Here is a 24263-nt window from a genome sequence, read left to right on the forward strand (position 1 = left end):
CCCCACAGGCGTTCAGCCCGCCGTCGCCAGGAACTGGGTCGCCGCCAGCTCGGCGTAGAGCGGGTCGGCCGCCACCAGCTCACGGTGCGTGCCCACCGCACGGACCTGCCCGGCCTCCATGACGACGATCCGGTCGGCCGAGGTGACCGTCGACAGCCGGTGGGCGACCACCAGGACGGTGGTCGTCCGGGCCACGTCCGCGACGGTGTCGCGCAGGGCGGCCTCGTTCACCGCGTCCAGCTGGGAGGTCGCCTCGTCCAGGAGCAGCAGCCGCGGGCTGCGCAGCAGGGCGCGGGCGATCGCCACCCGCTGGCGCTCCCCGCCGGACAGCTTGGTCCCGCGGTGCCCGACCAGCGTGTCGAGACCGTCCGGCAGCCCGCCGACCAGCGTGTCGAGACGGGTCGTCTTCAGCACCCGCCGCACGGTGTCGTCGTCGGCCTCCGCGTTCCCCAGCAGCAGGTTGTCGCGCAGGGTTCCCGACAGCACGGGGGCGTCCTGCTCGACATAGCCGATGGCGGACCGCAGCCGGCCCAGCTCCCAGTCCGGCAGCGGACGGCCGTCGAAGGTGATCGTCCCGGAGTCGGGGTCGTAGAACCGCTCGATCAGCGAGAACACCGTGGTCTTGCCGGCGCCGGACGGGCCGACGAACGCGGTCATGCCGCGCGCCGGGACGTCGAACGTCACCCCGTGATGGACGTACGGCAGATCGTCGGCGTACCGGAAGCGGACGTCGCTGAAGGCCAGCGAGGCGGGTTCGGCCGTCGGCGAGGGCAGCGGCGCCGGGCTGGACGCCGGCTCGGCGGGCAGCAGCAGCGTCTCCTGGATGCGGCTGAGCGCGGCCGAGCCCGCCTGGTACTGCACGACCGCGCCGATGACCTGCTGGATCGGCGACATCAGATAGAAGACGTACAGCAGGAACGCCACCAGCGTCGCGATGTCGATCGCGCCCGTGGCGACCCGCGCGCCGCCCACCGCCAGCACCGTGATGAACGCGGTCTGCATCGCCAGCCCGGCCGTGTTGCCCGCCGCCGCCGACCACTTGGCGGCCGACACGCTCTGCCGCCAGGAGTCCTCCGCCGCCGCGTGCAGCGCCTTCTCCTCACGGTCCTCGGCGCCCGCCGCCTTCACCGTGCGCAGCGCGCCGAGCACCCGCTCCAGCGAGGCGCCCATCACGCCGACCGCGTCCTGCGCCCGGCGGCTGGCCCGGTTGATGCGCGGCACGATCACCCCGATGACCGTGCCCGCGACCAGGATCACCGCCAGCGTGACCCCGAGCAGCACCGGGTCCACCACCCCCATCAGCACCACCGTCGCGACGAGCGTGAGCCCGCCGGTGCCGAGGCCGACCAGCGAGTCGGTGGTGACCTCCCGCAGCAGGGTCGTGTCCGAGGTGATGCGAGCCATCAGGTCACCGGGCTCGCTGCGGTCCACCGCCGCGATCCGCAGCCGCAGCAGGTACGACGACAGCGCCTTGCGCGCGCCCAGCACCACCGACTCGGCCGTGCGCCGCAGCACGTACGAACCCAGCGCGCCGACCGCCGCGTTGGTGACGACCAGGGCCGACAGCAGCACCAACGCGCCGGTGATCGCCCGGTCGTGGGACAGGTCGTCGATCAACCCCCGCGCCACCAGCGGCAGCAGCAGGCCGGTCGCCCCGGTGACCAGCGAGAGCAGCGCCCCCGCCAGCAGGGTCCAGCGGTGCGGTCTGACGTATCCGAGCAGCTGCCGCCACGGGGGCTGGACGGCGGCCGTCTCTGCGATGCTCACGAGGCTCCTCGATGCCGGTCGGGTTGCGGCGTTCAGGCTACGTCGACGCCCGCGGGACCCGGCCGGGGGACCACGTTCCGGCCGGTGACCTGGCTCGACGTACGTCCGCTACCGATCAGTCACGCGTAGGGTCGGAGGCGGACGGTCGGCCGTCGACGAAAGGAACAGCAGCATGGCGCAGGAAGTGCGCGGAGTGATCGCACCGGGCAAGAACGAACCGGTGCGGGTGGAGACGATTCTCGTGCCGGACCCCGGACCCGGGGAAGCCGTGGTGAAGATCCAGGCCTGCGGGGTGTGTCACACCGACCTGCACTACAAGCAGGGCGGGATCAACGACGACTTCCCCTTCCTGCTGGGCCACGAGGCGGCCGGCGTCGTGGAGTCGGTCGGCGCGGGCGTCACCGACGTGGCCCCCGGCGACTTCGTCGTCCTGAACTGGCGGGCCGTGTGCGGCCAGTGCCGGGCCTGTCTGCGCGGACGCCCCTGGTACTGCTTCGACACCCACAACGCGAACCAGAAGATGACGCTCGCCTCGACGGGGCAGGAACTGTCCCCGGCCCTGGGCATCGGGGCCTTCGCGGAGAAGACGCTGGTCGCGGCCGGTCAGTGCACCAAGGTCGACCCGTCCGTCTCGGCGGCGGTCGCCGGGCTGCTGGGCTGCGGCGTGATGGCCGGCATCGGCGCGGCCATCAACACGGGCAACGTCGGGCGCGGCGACACCGTCGCCGTCATCGGCTGCGGCGGGGTCGGTGACGCGGCCATCGCCGGAGCGAACCTGGCGGGCGCGGCGAAGATCATCGCCGTCGACATCGACGACCGCAAGCTCGCCACCGCGCGGACGATGGGCGCCACCCACACGGTCAACTCCAAGGAGACGGACCCGGTCGAGGCGATCCGCGAGCTGACCGGCGGCTTCGGCGCGGACGTGGTGATCGAGGCGGTCGGCCGCCCGGAGACGTACAAGCAGGCCTTCTACGCCCGCGATCTGGCCGGTACGGTCGTGCTGGTGGGCGTGCCCACGCCGGAGATGAAGCTGGAACTGCCGCTGCTGGACGTCTTCGGACGCGGTGGCGCGCTGAAGTCCTCCTGGTACGGCGACTGCCTGCCCTCCCGCGACTTCCCCATGCTGATCGACCTGCACCTGCAAGGCCGCCTGGACCTCGGCGCGTTCGTCTCCGAGACCATCCGGCTCGACGAGGTCGAGAAGGCCTTCGAGCGGATGCACCACGGCGACGTGCTGCGCTCGGTGGTGGTGCTGTGATGGCCGCCCGCATCGAACGCCTCGTCACCTCCGGCCGGTTCAGCCTCGACGGCGGCACCTGGGACGTCGACAACAACGTCTGGATCATCGGCGACGACCACGAGGCCGTCGTCATCGACGCCGCCCACGACGCCGACGCCATCCTCGCCGCCCTCGGCGACCGCCGGCTGACCGCCATCGTGTGCACCCACGCCCACAACGACCACATCGGCGCCGCGCCCGCCCTCGCCGACGCGACCGGCGCCACCATCTGGCTGCACCCCGACGACCTGCCCCTGTGGAAGATGACCCACCCCGACCGCGACCCCGACGCCCGCCTGGCCGACGGCCAGGTGATCGAGGCCGCCGGCGCCGACCTCACGGTGCTGCACACGCCCGGCCACGCGCCCGGCGCGGTCTGCCTGTACGAGCCGGGGCTCGGCGTCCTGTTCACCGGCGACACCCTCTTCCAGGGCGGCCCCGGCGCCACCGGCCGCTCCTACTCCCACTTCCCGACCATCATCGACTCCATCCGCGACCGCCTCCTGACCCTCCCGCCCGAGACGAAGGTCCTCACCGGCCACGGCGACCCGACGACCATCGGCGCGGAGGGCCCCCACCTCCAGGAGTGGATCACGCGGGGCCACTGACCCGAAAAAGTGACCTCGCCGGAAAAGGTGACAGGAGATGTCCGGCTTCCGCGTGATCCTCGACGAAGGCATCGAAGGAACACCACAGGAGGTCGCACATGTCCGGTCCGTCGGCAGGAAACGCCACGCTGGAAGGCAGGGTCGCCCTGGTCGCCGGGGCGACCCGGGGAGCGGGGCGGGGCATCGCCGTGGAGCTGGGTGCGGCCGGTGCGACGGTCTACGTCACCGGCCGCACGACCCGCGCCCGCCGCTCCGAGTACGACCGCCCCGAGACGATCGAGGACACCGCCGACCTGGTCACCGAGGCGGGCGGCCACGGCATCGCCGTACCCACCGACCACCTCGAACCCGCCCAGGTCCGCGCGCTCGTCGACCGGATCGCCGACGAGCAGGGCCGGCTCGACGTCCTCGTCAACGACATCTGGGGCGGCGAGAACCTCTTCGAGTGGGACACCCCCGTCTGGGAGCACGACCTGGACAAGGGCCTGCGGCTGCTGCGGCTCGCCGTCGAGACCCACGCGATCACCAGCCACCACGCCCTGCCGCTCCTGCTGCGCCGTCCGGGCGGCCTGGTCGTCGAGGTCACCGACGGCACCGCCGAGTACAACCGTGACACCTACCGCGTCAACTTCTTCTACGACCTCGCCAAGACGTCCGTCCTGCGGATGGCCTTCGCCCTCGCCCACGAACTCGGCCCGCGCGGCGCCACCGCCCTCGCGCTCACCCCCGGCTGGCTGCGCTCCGAGATCATGCTCGACCACTTCGGGGTGCGCGAGGACAACTGGCGCGACGCGCTCGGCAAGGTGCCGCACTTCGCCATCTCCGAGACGCCCCGCTATGTCGGCCGTGGAGTCGCAGCCCTCGCCGCCGACCCGGAAGTGGCCCGCTGGAACGGGCGGTCGCTGTCCAGCGGCGGCCTCGCCCCCGAGTACGGATTCACCGACCTGGACGGCAGCCGCCCCGACGCCTGGCGCTACCTGGTGGAGGTTCAGGACGCGGGGAAACCGGCGGACACGACGGGGTACCGGTGAGGGGGGCCGCCCGCGCGATGTCTTAGCGTCGCTTGACGCCCCTGTAGATCTTTCACTTGCCCTGCGAGGTGGGTCTCGGGCAGCTCTCCCCAGCGCAGCCCACCTCGCCCAGGCGCCTCCCCGACGTCCCGCTCGCCTTGCGTCCTGCCCGCGCCGCCCTGGTGCAGGGGCGACGCGGCCTCGTCAGCCTCCAGGCGGCGGCCAACGTCGCCGGGCGCGGCGCGGGCGGCGACCTCGTCCAACTGCTCACCGCACCCGTCGCGGTCGTCTGCGCGGCGGGCGGCCACCTCGTCTCCGCGCTCCAACTCCGCGCCGTACACCAGCAGAAGGGTGCCGTCCGGGCCGACCCCGTCGACGGGCGGCGGACCGAGGCCGGGGCGCCTCGTCCAGCCGGGCGACCGGCCGTTCGGCGAGACCGGCCACCTCACCGGCGGCGAGGTCACGGGCGGACTGGAGAAGCTCGGGGAGCCGGGAGAGACCGTCGGCCAGGATGCGGTCCCTGCGGCGAGCGTAGGCAGGGGGCGGGCCGCCGCACCCGGTCCGCTCGCGTGGAAGTGGACCGCCGGGGAAGTTCACCGTTTCGTCACAGTACGGTCTGCGCTACAACCGAAGCCCCGGGAGACGGGTCTAGTTGGTGGAGTCGCCGGAATCGGGCCAGGGAGAGGGCAGTGGCAGTCATGGGGGACATACGCAGACGAGGAGCCGTCGTGCTCGGGGTCACGGGGCTGATCGCGCCGCTGACGCTCGCGCTGGGCGCGGCGCCCGCACAGGCCGCGAGCTGCACCACGCAGGCCGGGCCGTACCAGAAGCAGGTCGAGAAGTTCCTCGGCCGGCCGGTCGACGGCAGGCAGTCGTCGACCGATTGCAAGGCCATCCAGGCCTTCCAGAACAAGCACGGCATCAGGCCGAACATCGGCTACGCGGGCCCCGTCACCTGGGGTGTGATGGATCTCATGAACAAGCAGAAGGCGGTGGGCAGCAAGCCCAACAAGGCCGGCAAGTGCCCGACCAACAAGGGCCGCATCGCCTGCGTCAACCTCACGCTCCAGATCAGCTGGATCCAGGACGGCAGCCGCCTCGTCTACGGGCCGGTCCCGGTCCGCACCGGACGCAACGGTTACGAGACCCGCACCGGCCTGAAGAAGGTCTACTGGCGCAACATCGACCACGTGTCGAGCATCTACGACGTGCCGATGCCGTACAGCCAGTTCTTCGACGGCGGCCAGGCCTTCCACTCGGTGGGCGTCAGCATGTGGAACCCGCCCGGCTCGCACGGCTGCGTCAACATGACGAAGACCGCCGCGAAGAAGTACTGGTCCCTGCTGAAGACCGGCGACGACGTCTTCGTGTACGGCCGCAAGCCGGGCACCTGACAGGGAGCAGGGCGAGCGGATACGGGCAAACGGACGTGATCAGTGACACGTCCGTTTTGTCTGTTTAGGGCGTGTATTACTCACGTCGCCTTCACCTCCGGCCCCGTAAGATTCACACCATGTCCACCACTGTTGAACCCCTCTCCGAGCGATCGGCCGCGGAGGTCAACGAGGAGATCCGGGCCCTGTGGCTCCGGTCGGGCGGGACACTGACGGGCGAGCAGCGCGAGGAGTACCGGCGGCTCGTCCTGGAGTGGGCCGCCGTGGCCCCGCACTCGGTCGAGGCGGCCTGACAGCCGTCCGGCCGCGGGGCCTCCCGCCTCGCAGCTCCGCCCCAGCAACTCCGTCCGGGCACCCCGCGTGGGTGCCCTTCTCGTTGTCCGGCGACACCACCGTGTCCGGCGTCACCTCATCCCCAGGTCGCCGAATAGCGCCGCTGGTACGCCTTGCGGTCCTGTTCCGCCCGGATGTACCGGGTGGCCACCAGCGCCACCAGACTGCCCGCGATCACCAGCAGGCCGGGGCCGATGTTGCGCGGATCGGTGAGCCGCGCCGCCAGTGACACGGCGCTCGTGCCGCCCGTCACCGGAGTCGTCGAGCCCGGCGTGACCGACCCCGGGGCCACCGCCGCCTGCGTCGGCGACGACGACGGCTGGGGGGCGCCCGAGGACGGCGCGGCCGAGGCGCCGTTCCGGGCGGCGTCGGAGGGCGCCGCCACGATCAGCTGTACCCCGAGCTGCGCCAGCGCCTTCGTCACCGGCTGGAAGAACGTCGTACCGCCCGTCGTGCAGTCGCCGCTGCCGCCCGAGGTGACGCCGAGCGCGACGCCCTCGGAGAACATCGGGCCGCCGCTGTCGCCGGACTCGGCGCAGACGTTCGTCTCGATCAGGCCCGAGACGGTGCCCTCCGGGTAGTTGACCGTCGCGTCGAGGCCGGTCACCTCGCCGTCGCGCAGTCCGGTGGTGCTGCCGCTGCGGAACACCCGCTGTCCCACGGCCGCGTCGCCCACTCCCGTGATCCGCACGCCGTTGCCGTCGCCGATGGCCACGATGTCCGCCCCCGCGCCGGCCTTCCCACCGGCGTACTGCACGAGCGAGAAGTCGGAGCCGGGGAACGTCGAGTTGACCGTCCGGCCCACCTGCTGGGCGCCCTGGTTGTCGGCGAACCAGTTGGATCCGGTGGGGCCGCAGTGCCCGGCGGTGAGGATGAAGTCGTTCGATCCGTTGGTCACGTTGAAGCCCGCCGAACAGCGCCCGCCGGTCGACAGGATGGGCTGCGCGCCGTTCAGCCGGGTGGTGAACGTGCCCTCGGTGCGCTCCATGCGGACGAAACTGCCGATGCCCGACGCCACGTCCGTCATCCGCCCCCAGTCGGAGGCGGACACCGTGCTGTCGCCGCGCACCACGACCTGATTGGACCTGTAGTCCGTCACCCATGCGGTCCCGGCCACCCGGGGCGCCGAACGCAGCGCCGCCGCGGCCGACTTCAGCTCGTTCATGCTGTGGCCGACGACCTTCGCCTCGGCGCCCGCCGCACGGACCGCCGCGGCCGAGTCCTCGTCGGTGACCGCGACGACCGGACGGCCCTCGGCGTCGACCCAGGCGCCCGCCGTCCGGGCGGTGCCGAGCCGCTTCACCAGGTCCGCACCCGTGCTCGCGACGGACTGCGCCGCACCGCCCGGCACGGTCTTCGTAGCGGGCGTCTCGCCCGCCATGGCGGCCTGCGTGACCATGACGCCTCCGAGGAGGAGCCCGCCGACGGCCGCCAGCCGTGTCGCTCGCCGGACGGTCCGTCGTCGTACGTGCCTCATGCATGGCTCCCGAAACAGCGAACGCGCGGTCCCAACACCGCGGGGTTCTCCCGTCGTTGAGAACCCTCACTCCCTTACGTGCCGGGACCCGGCCGCGTTCAGCCCGGAAACGATCACCTCACGGCTTGCGGGCCACCCCGCCGAACATGGCGACCTCCTCCGGCTCCGTCCCGTCGCCCTCCTCCGGGCGCCAGCGCGAGCACGACACCACGCCCGGCTCCAGCAGCTCCAGGCCGTCGAAGAACCGCGCCACGTCCTCGGGCGTGCGCTGGGTCAGCTTCGGCGTGCCGTGCTCGTTCCAGAACTTGACGGCCTCGTCCACGTCCGGCATCGACGGGCTGGTGATGGTGTGCGACAGCACCAGGTGGCTGCCCGCCGGCAGCCTGTCGACCAGTCGGCGCACCAGGGAGTACGGGTCCTCGTCGTCGCCGACGAAGATGACCACGCCGAGCAGGATCAGCGCCACCGGCTTGCTGAAGTCCAGGGTCTTCGCGGCGTGTTCCAGGATCGCCTCGACGTTGCGCAGGTCCTCGTCGAGATAGTCGGTACGGCCCTCGGGCGAGCTGGTGAGCAGGGCGCGGGCGTGCGCCAGGACCAGCGGGTCGTTGTCGACGTAGACGATCCGCGCCTCCGGGGCGGCGGCCTGGGCGACCTCGTGGGTGTTGTCCGCGGTGGGCAGACCGGTGCCGATGTCGAGGAACTGGCGTATGCCCACGTCGTGGACCAGGTGGCGCACGGCGCGGCCCAGGAAGAGACGGTCGGCGCGGGCGTACTCGCCGATGCCCGGGTGCAGTTGGCGGATCTGGTCGCCGGCCGCGCGGTCGACCTCGTAGTTGTCCTTGCCGCCCAGCCAGTAGTTCCAGATGCGGGCGGTGTGCGGCTGGCTGGTGCTGATGCGGTCGCGCAGTGACTGCGCCGCCTCGTCCACGGCCGGCGGGTTCTCGGTCACGGATCTGCTCCTGGGGGCCTGGTGCGTGCGATGTTTCGGGTCAAGGAGCAATCTAGACCCGTGAGTTGATCTCCGTGCGCCGTCCCCCGTTCTCCGCCGCCCTCCGGGGCGCCCGCCGCTGGCCCGTTCAGGTCGTCCCCGCTCACACCGCGGCCCCCTATCTTGTGGCCATGACCAGGATCCCGCACGACACGTCCGGTGAACCGAATCCGCTGCGCGCCCTCGGCCTCGACCGCCTCCGGCGCCGTACGAGCATGAAGTGGCGCACCTACCCCGACGACGTCCTGCCGCTGTGGGTCGCCGAGATGGACGTCCCCCTCGCCGAGCCCGTCGTCCGGGCGGTCGGTGACGCGCTGGCCCTGGGCGACACCGGCTATGCCGCCGGCACCGGGTACGCGGAGGCGCTGGCCGCGTTCGCCGCCAAGCGGTGGGGGTGGCACGGTCTCGCGGTCGAGCGGACGGCGATCGTGCCCGACGTGATGCTGGGCGTCGTCGAGATGCTCAAGCTGGTGACCGGGCCCGGCGATCCGGTCGTCGTCAACCCGCCGGTGTACCCGCCGTTCTTCCTGTTCGTCGAGCACATGGACCGGCGGATCGCCGAGGCGCCGCTCGGCGTGGACGGGCGGCTCGACCTCGACGTGCTGGAGGCGGCCTACCGGCGGGCCGTCGCGGGCGGCGGGCGGGCCGCGCACCTGCTGTGCAGCCCGCACAACCCGACCGGCACGGTCCACACCGCCGGGGAACTCGCCGCCGTGGCCGCCCTCGCCGACCGGTACGGCGTCCGCGTGGTCGCCGACGAGATCCACGCCCCGCTCACGGCCGGCGGCGTCGACTTCGTGCCGTACCTGAGCGTGCCCGGCGCGGACAGCGGCCTGTCGCTGATGTCGGCGTCGAAGGCGTGGAACCTGGCCGGTCTCAAGGCCGCCCTCGCCGTCGCGGGCCCCGCCGCCGAAGCCGACCTGGCCCTGCTGCCGGAGGAGGTCGGCCACGGCCCGAGCCACGTCGGCGTCATCGCCCACACCGCCGCCCTGCGTGACGGCACGGGCTGGCTGGACGCGCTGCTCAGCGGCCTCGACGACAACCGACGGCTGCTCGCCGATCTCCTCGCCGACGAACTGCCCGGCGTCGTGCACCGGCCCGGCGAGGCGACGTATCTGGCCTGGCTGGACTGCCGGGCGCTGGACCTCGGCGACGATCCGGCCCGCGCCTTCCTGGAGCGGGGCCGGGTCGCCCTCAGTCCCGGCCCGGATTTCGGCACCGGCGGCACCGGGCACGTACGGCTGAATCTCGCGACCTCGCCCGAGATCCTCGCGGAGGGGGTGCGACGGATGGCGTCCGCGCTGCGCTGACCCCGTGCACGGGTGCCTAGACTGCGGGGCATGGACGACAAGGCGCTCGACCGGCTCGGAGCAGGGAAGTACCTGCTGATCACCAGCTATCGGAAGAACGGGACCGGGGTCGCCACCCCCGTGTGGGTGGTGCGCGACGGGGACACGCTCGGGGCCTGGTCGGCCGCCGACGCCTGGAAGGTGAAGCGGATCCGGGCCCGCGGCGACGTCATGGTCGGGCCCTGCGACGTCCGAGGCAACCCCACCGGAGAGCAGATCCCGGCCACCGCCGAGATCTGCGACGCGGAGACCACCGCCCGCTACCGCACGCTGATCGCCCGCAAGTACGGCGTCGTCGGCCGCCTCACGCTGCTCGGCAGCAGGCTCCGGCGGGGCCTGACGGGGACGGTCGGCATCCGCGTGACCCTGTGAACGGACGAGGGGGCAGGGACCGTCCGGTCCCTGCCCCCTCACCGCACCTGTGCGGTCCACGACACCGGCACGCTACGACGCGTCCGTCACCGTTCCCGTCAGGACGGGGCGGCCGGGGAGCGGCTCGGCCTCGTCGTCGGTGAGCGCCAGGCGCACCGACTCGACCGGCTCCGCCACCTGGTCCGCCACCGTCACCACCGAGAAGTCGGCGGTGGTGGTCCCGGCGGGGATGCCGGTCCACGCCCACACGTTCGCCTCGGACAGCGGGCGCTCCGGATCGGGCAGGGTACCGGCTTGATCCAGCAGCCACTGCGGGTCGACGTCCTTGGTGGACAGCTCGGCGCCCCCGGTGGCCGGCAGCACCAGCACCGGCTGCCAGAACATCGTCTCGGCGGCCTCGGACAGGGAGATCCGCCAGGTCAGCGTCCCGCCCTCGGTCACCCGGTCCGTGACCGGGGTCAGGGTCACCTCGGGCGCGGGGTCGTCGTTCTGCGCGGTGACACCGCCCCGGTAGGAGCCGATGACGGCGCCGTGCACGGCCTTGGCGAGGACGTCGTGCTGTTCGTCGTAGCCGAAGCGGGTGTCGCCCTTCACCTCGACCGGGACGTCGACGGGGGTGGTGCCGGGCCGCACCGTGACCAGCTTGTCCACGGCCTGGCCGGTGTCCGGGTCCAGGACGGAGAAGCGGACCTCGCCGCTGCCGTGCCCGGAGACCCGCACCGGGACGTGGTAGGTCAGGTTCCCGGAGTCGCCCTCCTTGACCGTGAGGCGGCCGATGTCGACGCGCGGCAGAGCCGCCGCCGTCACCGCCGGGGTGCCGGGCGCCCAGCCCCAGGCGTCCATCAGCCAGGCCTGCCCGGACCCCGAACGCGGGGTCAGTTCCAGCGACTTGACGTGCCTGAGGTCGAGTCCGGCGCGGCTGGCCGCGGTCAGCGGGACGCGCACCTCGCGCGCCCAGTAGGAGGCGGTGCGCTCGCTGCCGGGCAGGCCGTCGACCGTGACCCGGCCGAGCCGGGCCCGGTGGCCGGCCGAGTCGGTGACGGAGACGTCCAGTTCGGTGCCGGTCGTGTTCGGCGGCACGAACACGCGCAGCGCCAGGCTCTTCGCGCCGGTGAGGGAGAGCGGCGCGGCCGGGCGGATGCGCGCCGCGGTGCCCGGTGCCGTCCAGTTCAGCGCGACCGCGCTGCGGCCGGCCTCCTTGTCGGTCTGCCACCAGGCGAAGTGGGGCGACGACCCCGTGGTCCCGGCGGGCAGACAGGCCTCGGCGGGGTCGGGGTCGATCGCCGCGCACAGCCTGCCGCCGGTCACCTGCACCCCGCCGTCGGGCAGGAACCCGGCCGTGCGACGGGCGCCGACGGCGTGGGTGAGCACCCGGGCCGGATCCGCGGACGGGGCGCGCCGCCCCGAGCCGTCGAGCAGCGGGCGCACCCGGTCGTCACCGGCGACGAACAGGCGGGCAGCGGCGGCGATGTAGGTGGCGCCGGCCTGGTGCTGCCGGTCGGCGGTCAGCCGGGTAGGGGCGCCCGCTGAGCACACCGGGTCGGGCTGCTCCGCGTCGTCCCAGAAGTCGTCGGAGGAGGGCGCCTCGGACAGGCCCGGCGTCCACTCCGAGTTGAAGTAGTTGTGGTTGGCGCCGACCACGTACACGGCGCTGTGCAGGGCGGTGCCGCGGCTGATGCCGCGCGTGCCGTCGACGTACACCTCGCCCTGGAGGTCGGACACGTCGCCGTCGCAGCCCGGCAGGATCGTCACGGACGGCACGTCGGCCACCGGATTCTGGCCGAAGATCGTCGGTCCGACGAGGACGGTGCCACGGATCTTCCAGCGCACCGGGCCGCGGTAGCCGTCCTGGGCGGCCGGCGGCGGGTACAGGCTGTCCATCGCGGCGCGGTTGACGCCCTCGCCGCCGCGCGAGTGCCCGACGAGCAGGACGCGGGACAGGTCGGCCCTCGGGGCGCCGCGTACGGCCGCGGGGGCGCTGCCCGGGTGGGCGGCCCAGCCGGCCCACTTCGCGAGATGCTGCCGCACGAGTGAGGAACGGGCCTGCGCGCCGCCGTCCTCGGCCTCCCAGTCCTGGCCGTTGATGCCGTTGGCGGAGATCGACACCGTCACATAGCCCTGCGAGGCGAGGAGTTGCTGGTCCTTGAGGTAGCCCTTGTGGCTCGGGATCGCCTTCATACCGGCCGGGCAGGGCCAGTCGCCGGTCACGTCGTCGCCGCCCGGCTGGTAGCAGGTGCCGTGCCGGCCGTGGAGGAAGAGTGCGAGCGGCCGCTTGCCGGTGACGCCCCTGGGCGCGACGACCACGGCCTCCATCTCGACCGGCTGGGCGAAGCCGGGCAGCTTCACCGGGTCGAGGCCGTACTCGCCGGTGACCGTGCGGTACGCGCCCGGTCTGCCGGGGTCCACGGAGTTGGCCGGGAGCGCGGCCGGGGGCTCGACGGCGGACAGCGCGTCGCGCCGTTCGCGCGCGGTGCCGCCGGCGGGCACGTCCAGCCGGCGTCCGCTCGACAGGACTTGGAGGTCCTTCAGGGGCGTGTCGCCGACGGCGCCGAGGGACAGCCGGAACGTACGGCCGTCGTTCTCCGCCTTCGGGGCGCCGAGCAACCGGTCGCCGGCGTGGAACTCCACGCGGGCGTCGCCCATGGGCACGGGCCGGGGCGAGCGCCACACCAGCTCGCGTCCGGCGCCCTCCCCGCCGATCTGCCAGCCGGGCGGCAGGGCACTGCCGGAGGATGTGGTCGACGGTCTTGTCTCGGACGGTTGCTGGGCTTGTGCCAGTCCCGGTGTTCCCGCCAGGGCCGCGAGCGCGGCCACGGCGGTGACACCTATTCGCCGGGCACGGATCAAGGGTCCACTCCTCAACGTTCGGAGCGCGGGAGCCCCGTCCGTATCCGGAGCCCCTCGCGTCACGAAGGAAGCGAAAAGGGACCTGTGGGTTGCCTGTGGTGACGGATCCGCGGCGGATTCTGCCCGCCCATGACAAGAATCCGGACACTGTCAACTGCCCTCGCCGTGTCCGGACTTGACCCGGCCGCAGGGGAGCGCCGCCGGGTCAGTGCCAGGCCCGGTACGGCTCGTCGATCAGCTGGAAGACCGGCTCGCCCCGCACCGGGTCCTTGGCCGTGGACAGCCGGACCCGGTCACCGCTGTGGATGCCGATGAGCGGGCCCATCACCCGGCCGCGCACCACGAAGCCCTCGGCCATCTCGACCAGGGACACATTGCGCGCGGAGGGGGTGTTGCGGTGCACCACCGTGGTGTGGCGGACCGTGCCGGTGCCCTCGCTGCGCTCGGTGCGCAGGTCGCTGCCCTGGCAGACCGGACACAGCAGCCGGTGGTACATGGCGGTGCCGCACCAGGTGCAGCGCTGGAAGAGCATCGCGTCCGTGTCCGTGGTGGCCCGGCGGTCGAGCAGACCCGCCGAGGAGCCCGCCGCCTGCTGAACGGCGCTTCCTGAGTGGTGGTACACGCTGGTCAACTCCCTGCACTTCGGCCGGAATCCCCCGTACGCGGCTCACCCGGGCACGGGCGTGCGCGGTTCGCCGTGCCACCGTGCACGCCCACAGAGTATGGCACTCAGTGCCACCCGTAAAGGTACTGCGTACCCCCAATCTGGCGGGAATGACGCAGGGGAGAACCCCGCCGCCTACTCGCGCCCGAGGGTCGTCTCGATCTCCTGCACCATCCGCCACAGCGGCGCTCCCCGCCGTGACACGACGACCACCACGTCATCGGGATGCTCCGGGCGTCCGGGGTGTCCGGGGTGTTCCTGGACCGGGGCGGCGGGCGGGGCGCCGAACGCGGACTGCACGTACCCCAGCGCGTGGTCCACCGTGGTGCTCGCGTCGCCCTTCCCGTCCGAGCGCAGCCACGAGCGCAGCGCGTTGTTGTGGGCGGCGACCACGGCGGCCGCGATCACGTCGGCCCGCAGCGTCCCGTCGGGCCGGCCGGCGAAGCGGCCCCGGAGGTACTCGGCGAGGGCGCGCTCGTAACGCCACACCACCGACAGTTCGTACGCGCGCAGTCCGGGCACCTGCTTGGTGAGGCGGTAACGCTGCACGGAGAAGGACGGGTTCTCGGCGTACATGCGCAGCACCAGCCGGGCCGCGTCGCACACCCGGGGCACCGGCTCGTGCCCTTCGTCGCTCGCGGCGAGGAAGGCGGTCATGTCGGCCAGGCAGCGCTCGTGGTCGGGGAAGACCACGTCCTCCTTGGAGGGGAAGTAGCGGAAGAAGGACCGCCGTCCCACGCCCGCGAGCGCCACGATGTCGTCGACGGTGGTCTGCTCGTAACCGCGCTCCAGGAAAAGCCGGAAGGCCGCCGCGACCAGGGCGTCCCGCATGGGCGGTTTGGCGCCGGCCGCCTCGGCGCTGTCACTGGAGCTCATGACAGGGAACGTAACACCCGACCGGCTGCGATGGCACTCAGTTCCCTCCTGCGGGGAACTGAGTGCAGCCGCCGGGGGAGCACCCTCAGAAGCGCTCGGCCGCCTCGACCACGTTGGTCAGCAGCATCGCCCGGGTCATCGGGCCCACCCCGCCGACCGGCGGCGCGAACGACCCCGCGACACCGCTCACGTCCGGGTGGACGTCCCCGAGGATGCCCTCGACGGTGCGCGTGAGGCCGACGGACAGCACGGTCGCGCCCGGCTTGATCCAGTCCGGCATGACCATGTGCGCGACACCGGCCGCCGCCACGACCACGTCCGCCACGCGCGCGTGTGCGGCGACGTCCTGCGTGGCCTCGTGGCACAGGGTCACGGTGGCGTGCTCGGAGCTGCGCGTCAGCATCAGGCCCAGCGGCCGGCCCACCGTGACACCGCAGCCGATGACGCAGAACTGCTGGCCGGTGATGGCCACGTGGTTGCGGCGCAACAGGTCGATGATGCCGCGCGGGGTGCAGGGCAGCGGCGCCGGTATGCCCAGCACCAGCCGGCCCAGGTTCGCCGGGTGCAGACCGTCGGCGTCCTTGACCGGGTCGATCAGCTCCAGCACGGCGTGCGTGTCGATGTGCGCGGGCAGCGGGAGCTGCACGATGAATCCCGTGCACGCCGGGTCGGCGTTGAGCCGGAGCACCGCCGCCTCGACATCGGCCTGCGAGGCGGTCACGGGCAGCTCGACACGGATCGACGCGATGCCGACCTGGGCGCAGTCGCGGTGCTTGCCGCCGACGTAGGAACGGCTGCCCGGATCGTCGCCGACGAGGATCGTGCCGAGCCCCGGCGTGATGCCGTGCTCCTTCAACGCCTGCACGCGCAGGGCGAGTTCGCTCTTGATGTCGGCCGCGGCGGCCTTGCCGTCCAGGAGTGTTGCGGTGGTCACGGGAGTCGCGAGCCCTTCGGGAGTACAGAACACGTACAGGAGAGACGACGGGGAGAGACGACGCTGTCCCGGACCGGTCGGACGATCCGATACCCGACCCTGTCATCGTACGTCCCGCCCGCCCCACGCCCGCCGCGCCCGGAACGCCGACGTAGGCTGCCGGCATCCCCACCGTCGTCGATCCGCACCGCCCGTACCGCCGAGGAGTCCCGCATGTCCGCCCGCCCCCGCCTCCTCTATGTCACCGACCTGGCCTACGAGGCCCGCGGGCGCCGCTACGGCGACGAGGACGTCTTCCTCGCCTCCCGGCTGCGCGCCCACTTCGACCTCGCCCTGTGCCACCCGCTGGACGCGGCCGCGCTGATGGACGCCTTCGACGCCGTCGTCATCCGCAACAGCGGACCCGTCCTCGGCCACCGCGAGGCGTACGACGCCTTCCGTGAGCGCGCGCTGAGCGCCGGCACCCGCGTCTACAACCCGCTCACGGGCCGTGCCGACATGGCGGGCAAGCAGTACCTCCTCGACCTGAGCGCCGCGGGCTTCCCGGTCATCCCCACCGTCGACCGCCCCGAGGACCTGCACCGGCTGCCCGCGTCCGACCGCTATGTGGTCAAGCCCAAGCTCGGCGCCGACTCCATAGGCCTGCGGATCGTCGCCCCGGACGCCCTGCCGGCCCTGGCCGACGGTGCCACCCTGATCCAGCCGTGCGTCGACTTCGCCCACGAGATCTCCTTCTACTTCGTGGACGACGACTTCCAGTACGCCCTCTACGCCCCGCACCCCGACCGCCGCTGGCAGCTGGAGCCGTACGACGCCACCGCGCGGGACCTGGAGTTCGCCCGCCGTTTCATCGACTGGAACGGCCTCGCGCACGGCATCCAGCGGGTGGACGCCTGCCGCGCCCCGGACGGCGAGCTGCTGCTGGTCGAGCTGGAGGACCTCAACCCGTACCTGTCCCTGGACCTGGTGGACGACAGGACGCGGGACGCCTTCGTCGCCGCCATGGCCCGGTCGCTGCACCGCTTCCTCGCGGGCTGAACCGCGCCGCCCCCGGGCCCGTATCTCTCCCCGGGGACCCAGGGATCCCGGTACCGAGGGAGAGCAGCGTGCCGACAGCGGACGAGCCCGGAAAGCCGCACGAGCGCCCGGTCCTGGAACCCGTCCGGGTCCTCAGGCCGCGCAACACCGACGCCCTCGCGGAGCTGTTCCGCGAGATGACCGAGCACACCGAGGACCCGGAGAACGCCGAGGGCTACGAGAGCGTCCCCCTGCCCACGCCTGAGGCGCGGACACAGGAACTCCCGCCGGTCCCGGCGGTGAAACGGCCCGCACGCCGTACCGGGCCCCGCCGGGGCGCCGTCGCCGCGGGCGCCGTGCTCACGGCGGCGCTCGTCGGCTTCGGCTGCGCCCTCCTGCTGCCGGACGGCGACCGGGAGAGCACCGCCCGGACCCTCCCGGCCACCCCGCCGGCCACCACCGCGTCCCCGGCCGACCCCGACGGATCCGGCACCCTCCGCGAGGGCGCCACCGGCCCCGAGGTCACCGACCTCCAGCAGCGCCTGCGACGCATCCCGGACGTCTACGACGACGGCGCCACCGACGGCCGCTACGACACCGTCCTCACCGAGGCCGTGGCCCGCTTCCAGCTCTGGTACGGCATCCGCGGCGACGAGAGCGGCGTCTACGGCCAGGACACCCGCCGCGACCTGGAGTCACGCACCGGCTGACGGGACCGCGCCGTCTACCGCGCGGCTTCCTCGCCCTCCGCGGGCACCCGGATGTCCAGCACGCACACGTCGTCCCGCCGCTCCGGCTCCAGCAGAGTGCCGAGCAGCCGGTCCAGCGGGGCCGCCCCGCCCGCGCCCGGTACCGCGGCGGCGCGGGCGAGCCGCTCCAGACCGCGGTCGATGCTCTCCGAGGGTTGCTCGACCAGGCCGTCGGTGTACAGCACCAGCCGGTCACCGGGCGCGAGGCGGCACTCCGCCTCCTCGTAGCGCGCGCTGTCGCCCGCGCCGAGCAGCATCCCGAAGGGCCGGTCGAGGTAGCGGGCCTTCCCGTCGCGCAGCAGCAGGGGCGGCGGATGGCCCGCCTGCGCCCACACCAGCCGGCGTTCGCGGGGGGTGTAGCGGGCCAGGACCATGGTCGCCGTGCCGTGCGGATCGCGGGAGTGCAGCAGCAGGGCGTTGAGCCGGCCGAGCGCGCCGGTCAGTGAGGAGCCGGTGATGACCATGCCCTTGGCGGTGAACCGCAGCAGGGCCATCGCTGCGACGGCGTCGATGCCGTGCCCGGCCACGTCGCCCACCACGAACAGGGCGTCGCCGTCGGGCAGTTCGATGGCGCTGAACCAGTCGCCGCCGACGTTGAGCCCCGACTGGGCGGGCAGGTAGGCGATGTCGACCCGCAGTCCCGCCAGCCGCACGGGCTGCTTCGGCAGGGGGAGCAGCGCGTCCTGGAGCCTGGCCGCGACCGTGCGCTCGGCCTGGAGCACCCCGTGCTGGGTGAGGACGGCCCGTTCGCTGGCGACCAGAGCGAGTTCGGCACTGCGCTGCGCGGTCACGTCCTGGACGAAGCCGTGCACCTCGACGGGGGTGCCCCGGTCGTCCGGCACGGCCTCGGCGACCGCCCGCAGATGCCTGATCCCGTCGCGTGCGACGACCCGGAACGGCACGTCGCACGGCCGGCCCTTCCGCATCAGCTCGGTGACGGCGCGGGCCAGCGCGGGCATGTCCTCGGGCAGTGCCAGGCCCGGCAGCCGCTCCAGCGGCACGGCGCCCTGCGCTGGATCGCGGTCGAAGATGGCGAAGACCTGGGAGGACCAGTTCACCTCGCCGCTGACCAGGTGCCAGTTGGCCCAGCCGAGGTTGCCCAGCCGCTGCACGTCCGCGAGGCGCTGCTCCTGCCGGTCCGAGGGATCGTGCCGGCTCCAGTTGACGACCAGTCCGTCGCCCAGCCGTGCCACCCGCGCCGAGTAGGTGGACAGCTCGCCGACCCCGGCCACGACGTGCTGCCGGGCGAAGGGCTCGCTCTCGTAGGGCCGTCCGGAGACCAGGGTGTCCAGGCAGCCCTGCCACAGCGGTTCGTCGGCCGGCACCGGCCAGCACTCGAGGAAGCGCAGACCGAGCAGTTGGCGGCCGCTGCGGCCGACGGCGTCGGAGGTGTCCGCGGTGGCGGCGTCGATGCGGAAGTCCTCGACGTCCCCGGACGGGTCGCGCAGCGGGGTGAGGAGGACCGCGGCTCCCGGCAGCCGTTCGAACACCGTCCGTACCGCCTCCGTCGCCGTGCCGACCGCGGTGTCCTGCCGGATGCCGAACATGCGCAGCGGGCCCGCGCACAACCGGGCCGCAGCCAGCAGGCGTCCACGGACCTCGGGGGTGAACGGTCCCCCGCGGCGCCGGAGTACGCCGACGGCGAAGTCGGCCGACTTCCCCGTGGCCACCGGCAACCAGGCGCGGGTCGGCCACTGTTCGGCGGGGTTCCCGATCAGCAGGTAGTGCCGCCGGTCCGCGCTGATGTCCTCCAGCCAGCGTGCCTCACCGGCGTCGAGGGCGTCGAGGGCGGCGATCCCGGTCAGCGGCGGCACCCGGCTCCACTGCTGGACGAGCAGGTCGTCGACGCCCGCGTGCCCGACGAGTTCGAGTCCGCCGGCGGGCAGCCGCGCGAAGATCAGGACGGCGTCGGCCCCGGTGTCCGGCGGGAGGTGGTCGAGCAGGCAGCGGGCGAGGTCCTGCGGTCCGCCGACCCGGACCAGCGCCCGGCCGAACCGGGCGAGCGCCTCGCCGTCGGGCTCCGCCGGGAACGGGGCGGACCGCGGCGGGCCGTCGGTGACCTCGTCGGCCGGGGACGGCTGCGCGACGGCACGGTCCTGCGAGCCGAGGCTCCCGAGGGTGATCCAGCACTCCTCGAGGAGCGTCCGCCGTCCCTCCTCGGCCCGCCGCTGGAGCTCCTCGTGGGCGGCGTCCGGGGGGCAGCCGGTGCGGGCCATCACGGCGCCCTTGGCGCGCTCCAGGACCACCGACGCGGCTGCCGCGTCCTGGAGCCGGTCGAGTTCGGCTCGCTGGCGGGCGACGACCTTGGTCAGGGCGGCCAGATCGGGTACGGCACCGGCCTCCGGGGGCTGGGCGGCTTCGCTCGTCACGCCTTGAGCATGGCACACCGGCCGTGGTCCCAGCACGGTCTTGCGTCATCGCTCCCGCCAGCGACGATGGCGGAGCGGAGGTGGAGCGGAGGGTGAGGTTCAGCGCCCGGGGCCGCTCTCCACGAGCGCCTCGGTGACCGTGCGGACGCTGCGGGCGATGTGCTGGAGCTGCAGCACCTCGGCGGCGTACATCTTGATCGTGTGCTCGATGACGGACTCGGGCAGGCCGAGGCGCGGCAGGTCGGCGCGGGCGGTCTGCAGAGCGGTGCGGGCCACCCGGATCTCGTGCTGGACCTGGATCTGCGCATGGCGGGCGAGCAGCACCGGGTGGCGCAGCAGCGCGGGGTAGCTCGCGTAGCGCGCGGGCACCAGCTCGCGCAGCCACTTGGCAGCGGAGCGCTCCCAGTCGTAGCTGCCGGGGGTCTTGACCTGGCACGGCCAGTCCGGGCTGATGCGCGTCGTCGTCAGGGGCATGATCATCGCTTCCGGGTGTGTGTCGTCGTGACGGGTGGTCCGACGGTTCTGGGCGGCCCCGGTCCAGGGGATGACCGGGGCCGCCACGGGCGCTCGCTCCGGCGAGGCCCCGAGCACCCTCGGCGCCGACGCGGGTAGGGGACGGCGGCTTCGGGTGCCCGTTCTGGTGCCCTTGGCGGGCGGGTGCGACCGTGAGCAGTATTTATATATGCCGTCTTCTTTGCAAGGCGTATGAAAACATTCATGCGCGATTTGTTCGCAATGATCCCTGTGCGTTTTCCAGGGACGGGGGTGCGGAGGAACCGGCGGCCGGCGGCGGGTCATTCACGCAGGAAGAACTGGTGCTGCTCGGCGATCTGCTCGTACTCCTCGAGCCGCGCCTGGGTGCGTTCGGGCCCCGCGTCCGTCATGGCCTGGAGCAGGGCCGCGGCCACCACGCCGGGGGCGGCGTAGGAGTCGAAGACCAGCCGGGAGCCGGTCCCGGTGGCGAAGGTGACGTCGGCCTCGTCCGCCACGGTCCCCAGCGCCAGGTCGGTGACCAGCGCGACCTTGAGGCCCGCACCGCGCGCGACCCGCACCGCGGTCAGCGTCTCCTGTGCGTGCCGGGGCATCGAGAACGCCAGCACCCACGTCCCGCCCGCCTCACGGGACTGCAGGAGAGCGTCGTAGGCGACGCTGCCGCCCCGCGTCACCAGCCGTACGTCCGGGTGGATACGGCGGGCCGCGTAGGCGAAGTACTCCGCCAGCGAGGCCGAGATGCGCAGGCCCAGGACGGTCAGCGGGGTGGAGGCCGACAGCAGCCGGCCGACATCGATGACCTGGTCGGGGTCGGCGAAGTCGCGGCGCAGGTTCTCCAGGTTCTCGATCTCCGCGTCGACCGCCGCCTGGAGTTCGTTGCTCCGGTTCTCCTCGGCCGCCGCCGGGCCGCCCGCGAGCGTGCCGAGCGCGATCGACTGGAGCCTCTCCCGCAGCGCCGGATAACCGCTGAACCCGACCGCCGCCGCGAACCGGGTCACCGAGGGCTGGCTGACCCCGACCCGGTCGGCGAGGTCGGTGATCGACAGGAACGCCGCCTCGGTGATGTGCTCGATCAGGTACTGGGCGATGCGCCGCTGCCCCGGGGACAGATGGGGCCCGTCGAAAAGCGCCCTGAGCCGGGAGGTCGCGGACACCTCCGCCTCCGGATCGGTCTTGCCCGAGGTGATCGTGGTCGCCTGTGCGCGTGCCTGCTGAGGCGATGGCACCGGTCCTCCTCCGTGTTCTCCCACGAAGCTCAACATAGCTCACGGACCGTGCCCGACCGGGTGCGCGAGAAGGCCGGTATGCGCCTGGTGGGAGGGCGGGGACAGGGGTACGCGGGGGAGCGATCCACCGGCGGGCGCGCGCCCGCCGGTGGATAGTTCCCGCCCGTCACGACGTCATCGCCGCACGAGGCGCACCGACAGACCGTCCGCCGTGTACACGGGCACGGCCCGCAGGCGGTCGGAGTTCAGCTCCACCCGGTCGAAGCGGCCGCGCAGCGCCGGAGCGTCGATCACGCGGACGGTACTGCCCATGGCCGGCGGGCGCTCCTCGTCCAGGCGCAGCGACAGCACGCTGTCCGCGCCCAGCACCACCCGGCGCGTCACGGTCAGGACCGCCTTGTGCCGGCCCGCGCGCAGGGTCGGCTCCAGCGTGCCCGACTCCTGGGCGAACAGGCCGTGCACCTGGACCGGTTCGTCGACGCGGACGGTCCCGCCCAGCACCCGCACGTCACCGTGGCCCAGCGCGTGCGCCGACGCCGACACCAGGACGCCGTCCGCCACGACGGTCCCGCCGGTGTAGCGGTTGTGGCCGGTCAGGGCGAGGGTGCCGGTGCCCTTCTTCGTCAGTCCGCCCCGGCCGCCGATGTCGTTGCGCCAGGCGTCGGCCGCCTGGAAGCCGCCGGCGGACCCGTCCAGCGTGACCGTCACGTCCGAGGCGAAGGAGCCGTAGCCGTCGGCCGCCCTGAACAGGTCGAGGCGGCCCCACTGCTCGAAGCCGTCCAGCAGGACGTACCCGGCGGGCAGCGCGGTCGTGCGCAGCACCTCGCGGCGCTGGGCCGCGCTCAGGTACGGCAGCCGCGTCTCCAGCAGCACCTCGGCGCCCTTGGGCACGGTGAGTGGCTCGTCGCGGCCCTCGCGGGTGAGCACATAGGTCAGCCGGGGCTCGACGGAACGGTAGTTGGCCCGACGGTCGGCGTAGCGGTCGCCGGCGTCGGAGTGCGCGTGGGCGTACAGGGTGTCGGCCGTGGTGCCGGTCCGCTCCGTGAAGTACGCCAGGGCCTGTGCCCGCGCCGCCTTCTTCAGCTCGGCGTTGGCCGGGTCGGCCAGCGCGGCCGCGGCGAGCGCGGTGGCCATGATGCGCCCGCCCATGACGTCGACGGTGGAGTGCATGCCGGACACGATCCGGGTGTGGCTCAGCTCGAAGGCGCGCGTCACCAGCTCCTGGAACCGCTCGGGCACCGCGTGCGCGAACGCCAGGGCCGCCAGGTGGAAGGCGTTGGTGTGCCCGCTGGGGAAACCGCCGTCGTCGACGGGGGAGGTGCTGCGCTGGCGCAGCAACTGGGTGACGACGACCACCTCCGAGTCGTAGACCGGGTAGCCGAGGGCGTCCGTGCGACCGGTGTCGACGACCTCGCTGTTCTCGTTCATGCGCCACGGGCGCGGGTACTGGAACGCGTACTTGCCGGGGTTGCCGGACGCGAACGGGCCGCGCACGGTGTCGACCAGCTTGGCGACCTGTCCGAGGTCCGAGGTGTACGACCCGGCGCCGAGCGCGGAACCGGCCGGGGCGTCGGCCGGAACGGCGTCGCTGATCGTGGTCGGGGGAGTGGTGTCGGGGGCGGTGGTGATCGAGGTGACCGCCTTGGCTCCCGCGCGGTAGAGGTCGGCGAGCGGGCCCAGGGCGCCGATCATCGCGTAGCTCTGGTGCTGGCGGTCGTGGACGAACGCCTCCCTGGCCTGCGCCTCCGTGCGCGCGGTGGTGACGCGGGCGCAGTAACGCATGTTGGCGCGCAGTATGTCGGGCCGCAGCGCGGTGCCGGTGTTCCAGGCCGCGCCGGTCTTCCAGACCTCCGCCATGCCGCCGAGGGCGCGCACCACGGCGTTGCTCTCGGGCGTGAGGTTCGCCATGACGTTGGTCTTGTAGTCGTCGACGAACGCGAGCGGAGCCGTGGCGGCCTTCGCGTCGGCGGCGGCCAGCCAGGAGACCAGCGTGGGCGCGGCGACCAGCGCGGCGGAGCCGCCCAGGGACGCCTTCAGGAAGCCTCTTCGGTTCACGGCGGTTGACGGCATGGAGGTGCCTCTCTCGAGTTGGGCGGCTTGTGCGGCTGGTGCGGTCGGCGGTCGGCGAGGTCGTGCGATCGAGTGCGACTCTGAACGGTTTTGACGATCCGTGAGCCGAATGGTGCGTACGTGCGAAGATCTACGGCCGTGTCGTGTCCCACCGGCGAGGGTCCGGCGACCGGGGCGTGTCCTGCGGGTGAACGGGGTGCCGTGGCTCGGGACGGGGCGGGCGCGCCCGTGCCGCCGGCAGGGCGCGGGATGCGGTGGTGACCGTCGCCAGCCGGCGGTGGCCGCGCCCGTGTCGTCGGCGGCGGGTGGGCGGACGCCGGTTTCCGGCCGTCGGGCTGTCGGCGGCTCCCGGCCACCGGTGTTCGCGGCGCCCCGGTGCGTGCGCGGACGCCACGTCACCGCCCCGCCCGCGCCACCGTCCCCCGGCTGCCGACCAGGC

Annotated in this window: 20 protein-coding genes; 9 read left to right on the plus strand and 11 right to left on the minus strand. The window is 73.1% G+C overall.

Annotated features, from left to right (window positions below; translation table 11 throughout):
- Window positions 1-12: 12 nt before the first annotated feature.
- A complete protein-coding gene (locus ACFWJX_RS26295) occupies window positions 13-1767 on the minus strand; it encodes an ABC transporter ATP-binding protein (protein ID WP_383247853.1) in 1755 nt (584 codons plus the stop codon).
- Window positions 1768-1939: 172 nt separating this feature from the next.
- On the opposite strand from ACFWJX_RS26295, the gene ACFWJX_RS26300 reads away from it, so the two are divergent.
- The 5 genes from ACFWJX_RS26300 (at window position 1940) to ACFWJX_RS26320 (ending at window position 6354) form a co-directional block, all read left to right on the plus strand.
- Window positions 1940-3028: an S-(hydroxymethyl)mycothiol dehydrogenase gene (locus ACFWJX_RS26300; protein ID WP_383247856.1), complete on the plus strand. Its 1089-nt coding sequence runs from the start codon at window positions 1940-1942 to the stop codon at window positions 3026-3028.
- Entirely contained in the window at window positions 3028-3657 is a 630-nt protein-coding gene (locus ACFWJX_RS26305) for an MBL fold metallo-hydrolase (RefSeq protein ID WP_383247859.1), read from the plus strand. Before ACFWJX_RS26300 ends, ACFWJX_RS26305 begins: the two co-directional genes overlap by 1 nt.
- Window positions 3658-3755: 98 nt before the next feature.
- Window positions 3756-4688, plus strand: coding sequence for an SDR family oxidoreductase (locus ACFWJX_RS26310; protein ID WP_383247862.1), 933 nt, complete (start codon window positions 3756-3758; stop codon window positions 4686-4688).
- A 677-nt stretch (window positions 4689-5365) separates the two neighbouring features.
- Window positions 5366-6061, plus strand: a complete 696-nt coding sequence (locus ACFWJX_RS26315; protein WP_383248212.1) for a L,D-transpeptidase — start codon at window positions 5366-5368, stop codon at window positions 6059-6061.
- A 119-nt stretch (window positions 6062-6180) separates the two neighbouring features.
- Window positions 6181-6354, plus strand: a complete 174-nt coding sequence (locus ACFWJX_RS26320) for a hypothetical protein (RefSeq protein WP_355913265.1) — start codon at window positions 6181-6183, stop codon at window positions 6352-6354.
- Between the two features lie 116 nt (window positions 6355-6470).
- Here ACFWJX_RS26320 and ACFWJX_RS26325 read toward each other — a convergent pair whose 3' ends face one another.
- Window positions 6471-7871: a S1 family peptidase gene (locus ACFWJX_RS26325; RefSeq protein ID WP_383247864.1), complete on the minus strand. Its 1401-nt coding sequence runs from the start codon at window positions 7869-7871 to the stop codon at window positions 6471-6473.
- Between the two features lie 118 nt (window positions 7872-7989).
- Complete coding sequence (locus ACFWJX_RS26330) at window positions 7990-8820, minus strand: SAM-dependent methyltransferase (protein WP_383247867.1); 831 nt, start codon at window positions 8818-8820, stop codon at window positions 7990-7992.
- Window positions 8821-8990: 170 nt separating this feature from the next.
- Between ACFWJX_RS26330 and ACFWJX_RS26335 the strand changes: the two genes are divergently transcribed.
- Entirely contained in the window at window positions 8991-10169 is a 1179-nt protein-coding gene (locus tag ACFWJX_RS26335; RefSeq protein ID WP_383247870.1) for a MalY/PatB family protein, read from the plus strand.
- 30 nt (window positions 10170-10199) lie between these two features.
- Window positions 10200-10580, plus strand: a complete 381-nt coding sequence (locus ACFWJX_RS26340) for a PPOX class F420-dependent oxidoreductase (protein WP_383247873.1) — start codon at window positions 10200-10202, stop codon at window positions 10578-10580.
- Between the two features lie 72 nt (window positions 10581-10652).
- On the opposite strand, the gene ACFWJX_RS26345 is transcribed toward ACFWJX_RS26340, so the two are convergent.
- The 4 genes from ACFWJX_RS26345 to ACFWJX_RS26360 all read right to left on the minus strand — a co-directional run bounded on the left by ACFWJX_RS26345 (window position 10653) and on the right by ACFWJX_RS26360 (window position 15901).
- On the minus strand, window positions 10653-13427 hold the full coding sequence (locus ACFWJX_RS26345) for an alpha/beta hydrolase family protein (RefSeq protein ID WP_383247876.1): 2775 nt from the start codon (window positions 13425-13427) through the stop codon (window positions 10653-10655).
- 205 nt (window positions 13428-13632) lie between these two features.
- Complete coding sequence (locus ACFWJX_RS26350; protein WP_383247879.1) at window positions 13633-14049, minus strand: Zn-ribbon domain-containing OB-fold protein; 417 nt, start codon at window positions 14047-14049, stop codon at window positions 13633-13635.
- Between the two features lie 177 nt (window positions 14050-14226).
- The gene (locus ACFWJX_RS26355; protein ID WP_383248214.1) at window positions 14227-14922 is read right to left on the minus strand and encodes a TetR family transcriptional regulator; all 696 of its coding nucleotides are present in this window, start codon (window positions 14920-14922) and stop codon (window positions 14227-14229) included.
- A 130-nt stretch (window positions 14923-15052) separates the two neighbouring features.
- Window positions 15053-15901 (minus strand): bifunctional methylenetetrahydrofolate dehydrogenase/methenyltetrahydrofolate cyclohydrolase, encoded by an 849-nt coding sequence (locus ACFWJX_RS26360; RefSeq protein ID WP_383247882.1) that lies wholly within the window; start codon window positions 15899-15901, stop codon window positions 15053-15055.
- A gap of 213 nt (window positions 15902-16114) precedes the next feature.
- On the opposite strand from ACFWJX_RS26360, the gene ACFWJX_RS26365 reads away from it, so the two are divergent.
- Entirely contained in the window at window positions 16115-16939 is an 825-nt protein-coding gene (locus tag ACFWJX_RS26365) for a hypothetical protein (protein ID WP_383247885.1), read from the plus strand.
- A 68-nt stretch (window positions 16940-17007) separates the two neighbouring features.
- Window positions 17008-17628 carry a peptidoglycan-binding protein gene (locus ACFWJX_RS26370; RefSeq protein ID WP_383247888.1) on the plus strand — a complete coding sequence of 207 codons (621 nt, stop codon included), beginning with the start codon at window positions 17008-17010 and terminating at the stop codon, window positions 17626-17628.
- Window positions 17629-17642: 14 nt separating this feature from the next.
- On the opposite strand, the gene ACFWJX_RS26375 is transcribed toward ACFWJX_RS26370, so the two are convergent.
- From ACFWJX_RS26375 to ACFWJX_RS26390, 4 genes are all read right to left on the minus strand, one after another.
- Window positions 17643-20036 (minus strand): SpoIIE family protein phosphatase, encoded by a 2394-nt coding sequence (locus tag ACFWJX_RS26375; RefSeq protein ID WP_383247891.1) that lies wholly within the window; start codon window positions 20034-20036, stop codon window positions 17643-17645.
- Between the two features lie 99 nt (window positions 20037-20135).
- A complete protein-coding gene (locus ACFWJX_RS26380; RefSeq protein WP_383247893.1) occupies window positions 20136-20516 on the minus strand; it encodes a hypothetical protein in 381 nt (126 codons plus the stop codon).
- Window positions 20517-20830: 314 nt separating this feature from the next.
- Complete coding sequence (locus tag ACFWJX_RS26385) at window positions 20831-21754, minus strand: MurR/RpiR family transcriptional regulator (protein WP_383247896.1); 924 nt, start codon at window positions 21752-21754, stop codon at window positions 20831-20833.
- 174 nt (window positions 21755-21928) lie between these two features.
- The gene (locus ACFWJX_RS26390) at window positions 21929-23824 is read right to left on the minus strand and encodes a phosphatase PAP2 family protein (RefSeq protein WP_383247899.1); all 1896 of its coding nucleotides are present in this window, start codon (window positions 23822-23824) and stop codon (window positions 21929-21931) included.
- Window positions 23825-24263 lie beyond the last annotated feature (439 nt).

It is taken from the genome of Streptomyces sp. NPDC058335, from assembly GCF_042723915.1.
Classification (GTDB): Bacteria; Actinomycetota; Actinomycetes; order Streptomycetales; family Streptomycetaceae; genus Streptomyces.

What these genes read in the sequence shown, in the direction of transcription:
- ACFWJX_RS26300 (WP_383247856.1), top strand. Translation starts at nt 1,940, where the DNA reads ATGGCGCAGGAAGTGCGCGGAGTGATCGCACCGGGCAAGAACGAACCG.
- ACFWJX_RS26305 (WP_383247859.1), top strand. Translation starts at nt 3,028, where the DNA reads ATGGCCGCCCGCATCGAACGCCTCGTCACCTCCGGCCGGTTCAGCCTC.
- ACFWJX_RS26310 (WP_383247862.1), top strand. Translation starts at nt 3,756, where the DNA reads ATGTCCGGTCCGTCGGCAGGAAACGCCACGCTGGAAGGCAGGGTCGCC.
- ACFWJX_RS26315 (WP_383248212.1), top strand. Translation starts at nt 5,366, where the DNA reads ATGGGGGACATACGCAGACGAGGAGCCGTCGTGCTCGGGGTCACGGGG.
- ACFWJX_RS26320 (WP_355913265.1), top strand. Translation starts at nt 6,181, where the DNA reads ATGTCCACCACTGTTGAACCCCTCTCCGAGCGATCGGCCGCGGAGGTC.
- ACFWJX_RS26325 (WP_383247864.1), bottom strand. Translation starts at nt 7,871, where the DNA reads ATGAGGCACGTACGACGACGGACCGTCCGGCGAGCGACACGGCTGGCG.
- ACFWJX_RS26335 (WP_383247870.1), top strand. Translation starts at nt 8,991, where the DNA reads ATGACCAGGATCCCGCACGACACGTCCGGTGAACCGAATCCGCTGCGC.
- ACFWJX_RS26340 (WP_383247873.1), top strand. Translation starts at nt 10,200, where the DNA reads ATGGACGACAAGGCGCTCGACCGGCTCGGAGCAGGGAAGTACCTGCTG.
- ACFWJX_RS26355 (WP_383248214.1), bottom strand. Translation starts at nt 14,922, where the DNA reads ATGCGGGACGCCCTGGTCGCGGCGGCCTTCCGGCTTTTCCTGGAGCGC.
- ACFWJX_RS26365 (WP_383247885.1), top strand. Translation starts at nt 16,115, where the DNA reads ATGTCCGCCCGCCCCCGCCTCCTCTATGTCACCGACCTGGCCTACGAG.
- ACFWJX_RS26380 (WP_383247893.1), bottom strand. Translation starts at nt 20,516, where the DNA reads ATGATCATGCCCCTGACGACGACGCGCATCAGCCCGGACTGGCCGTGC.
- ACFWJX_RS26390 (WP_383247899.1), bottom strand. Translation starts at nt 23,824, where the DNA reads ATGCCGTCAACCGCCGTGAACCGAAGAGGCTTCCTGAAGGCGTCCCTG.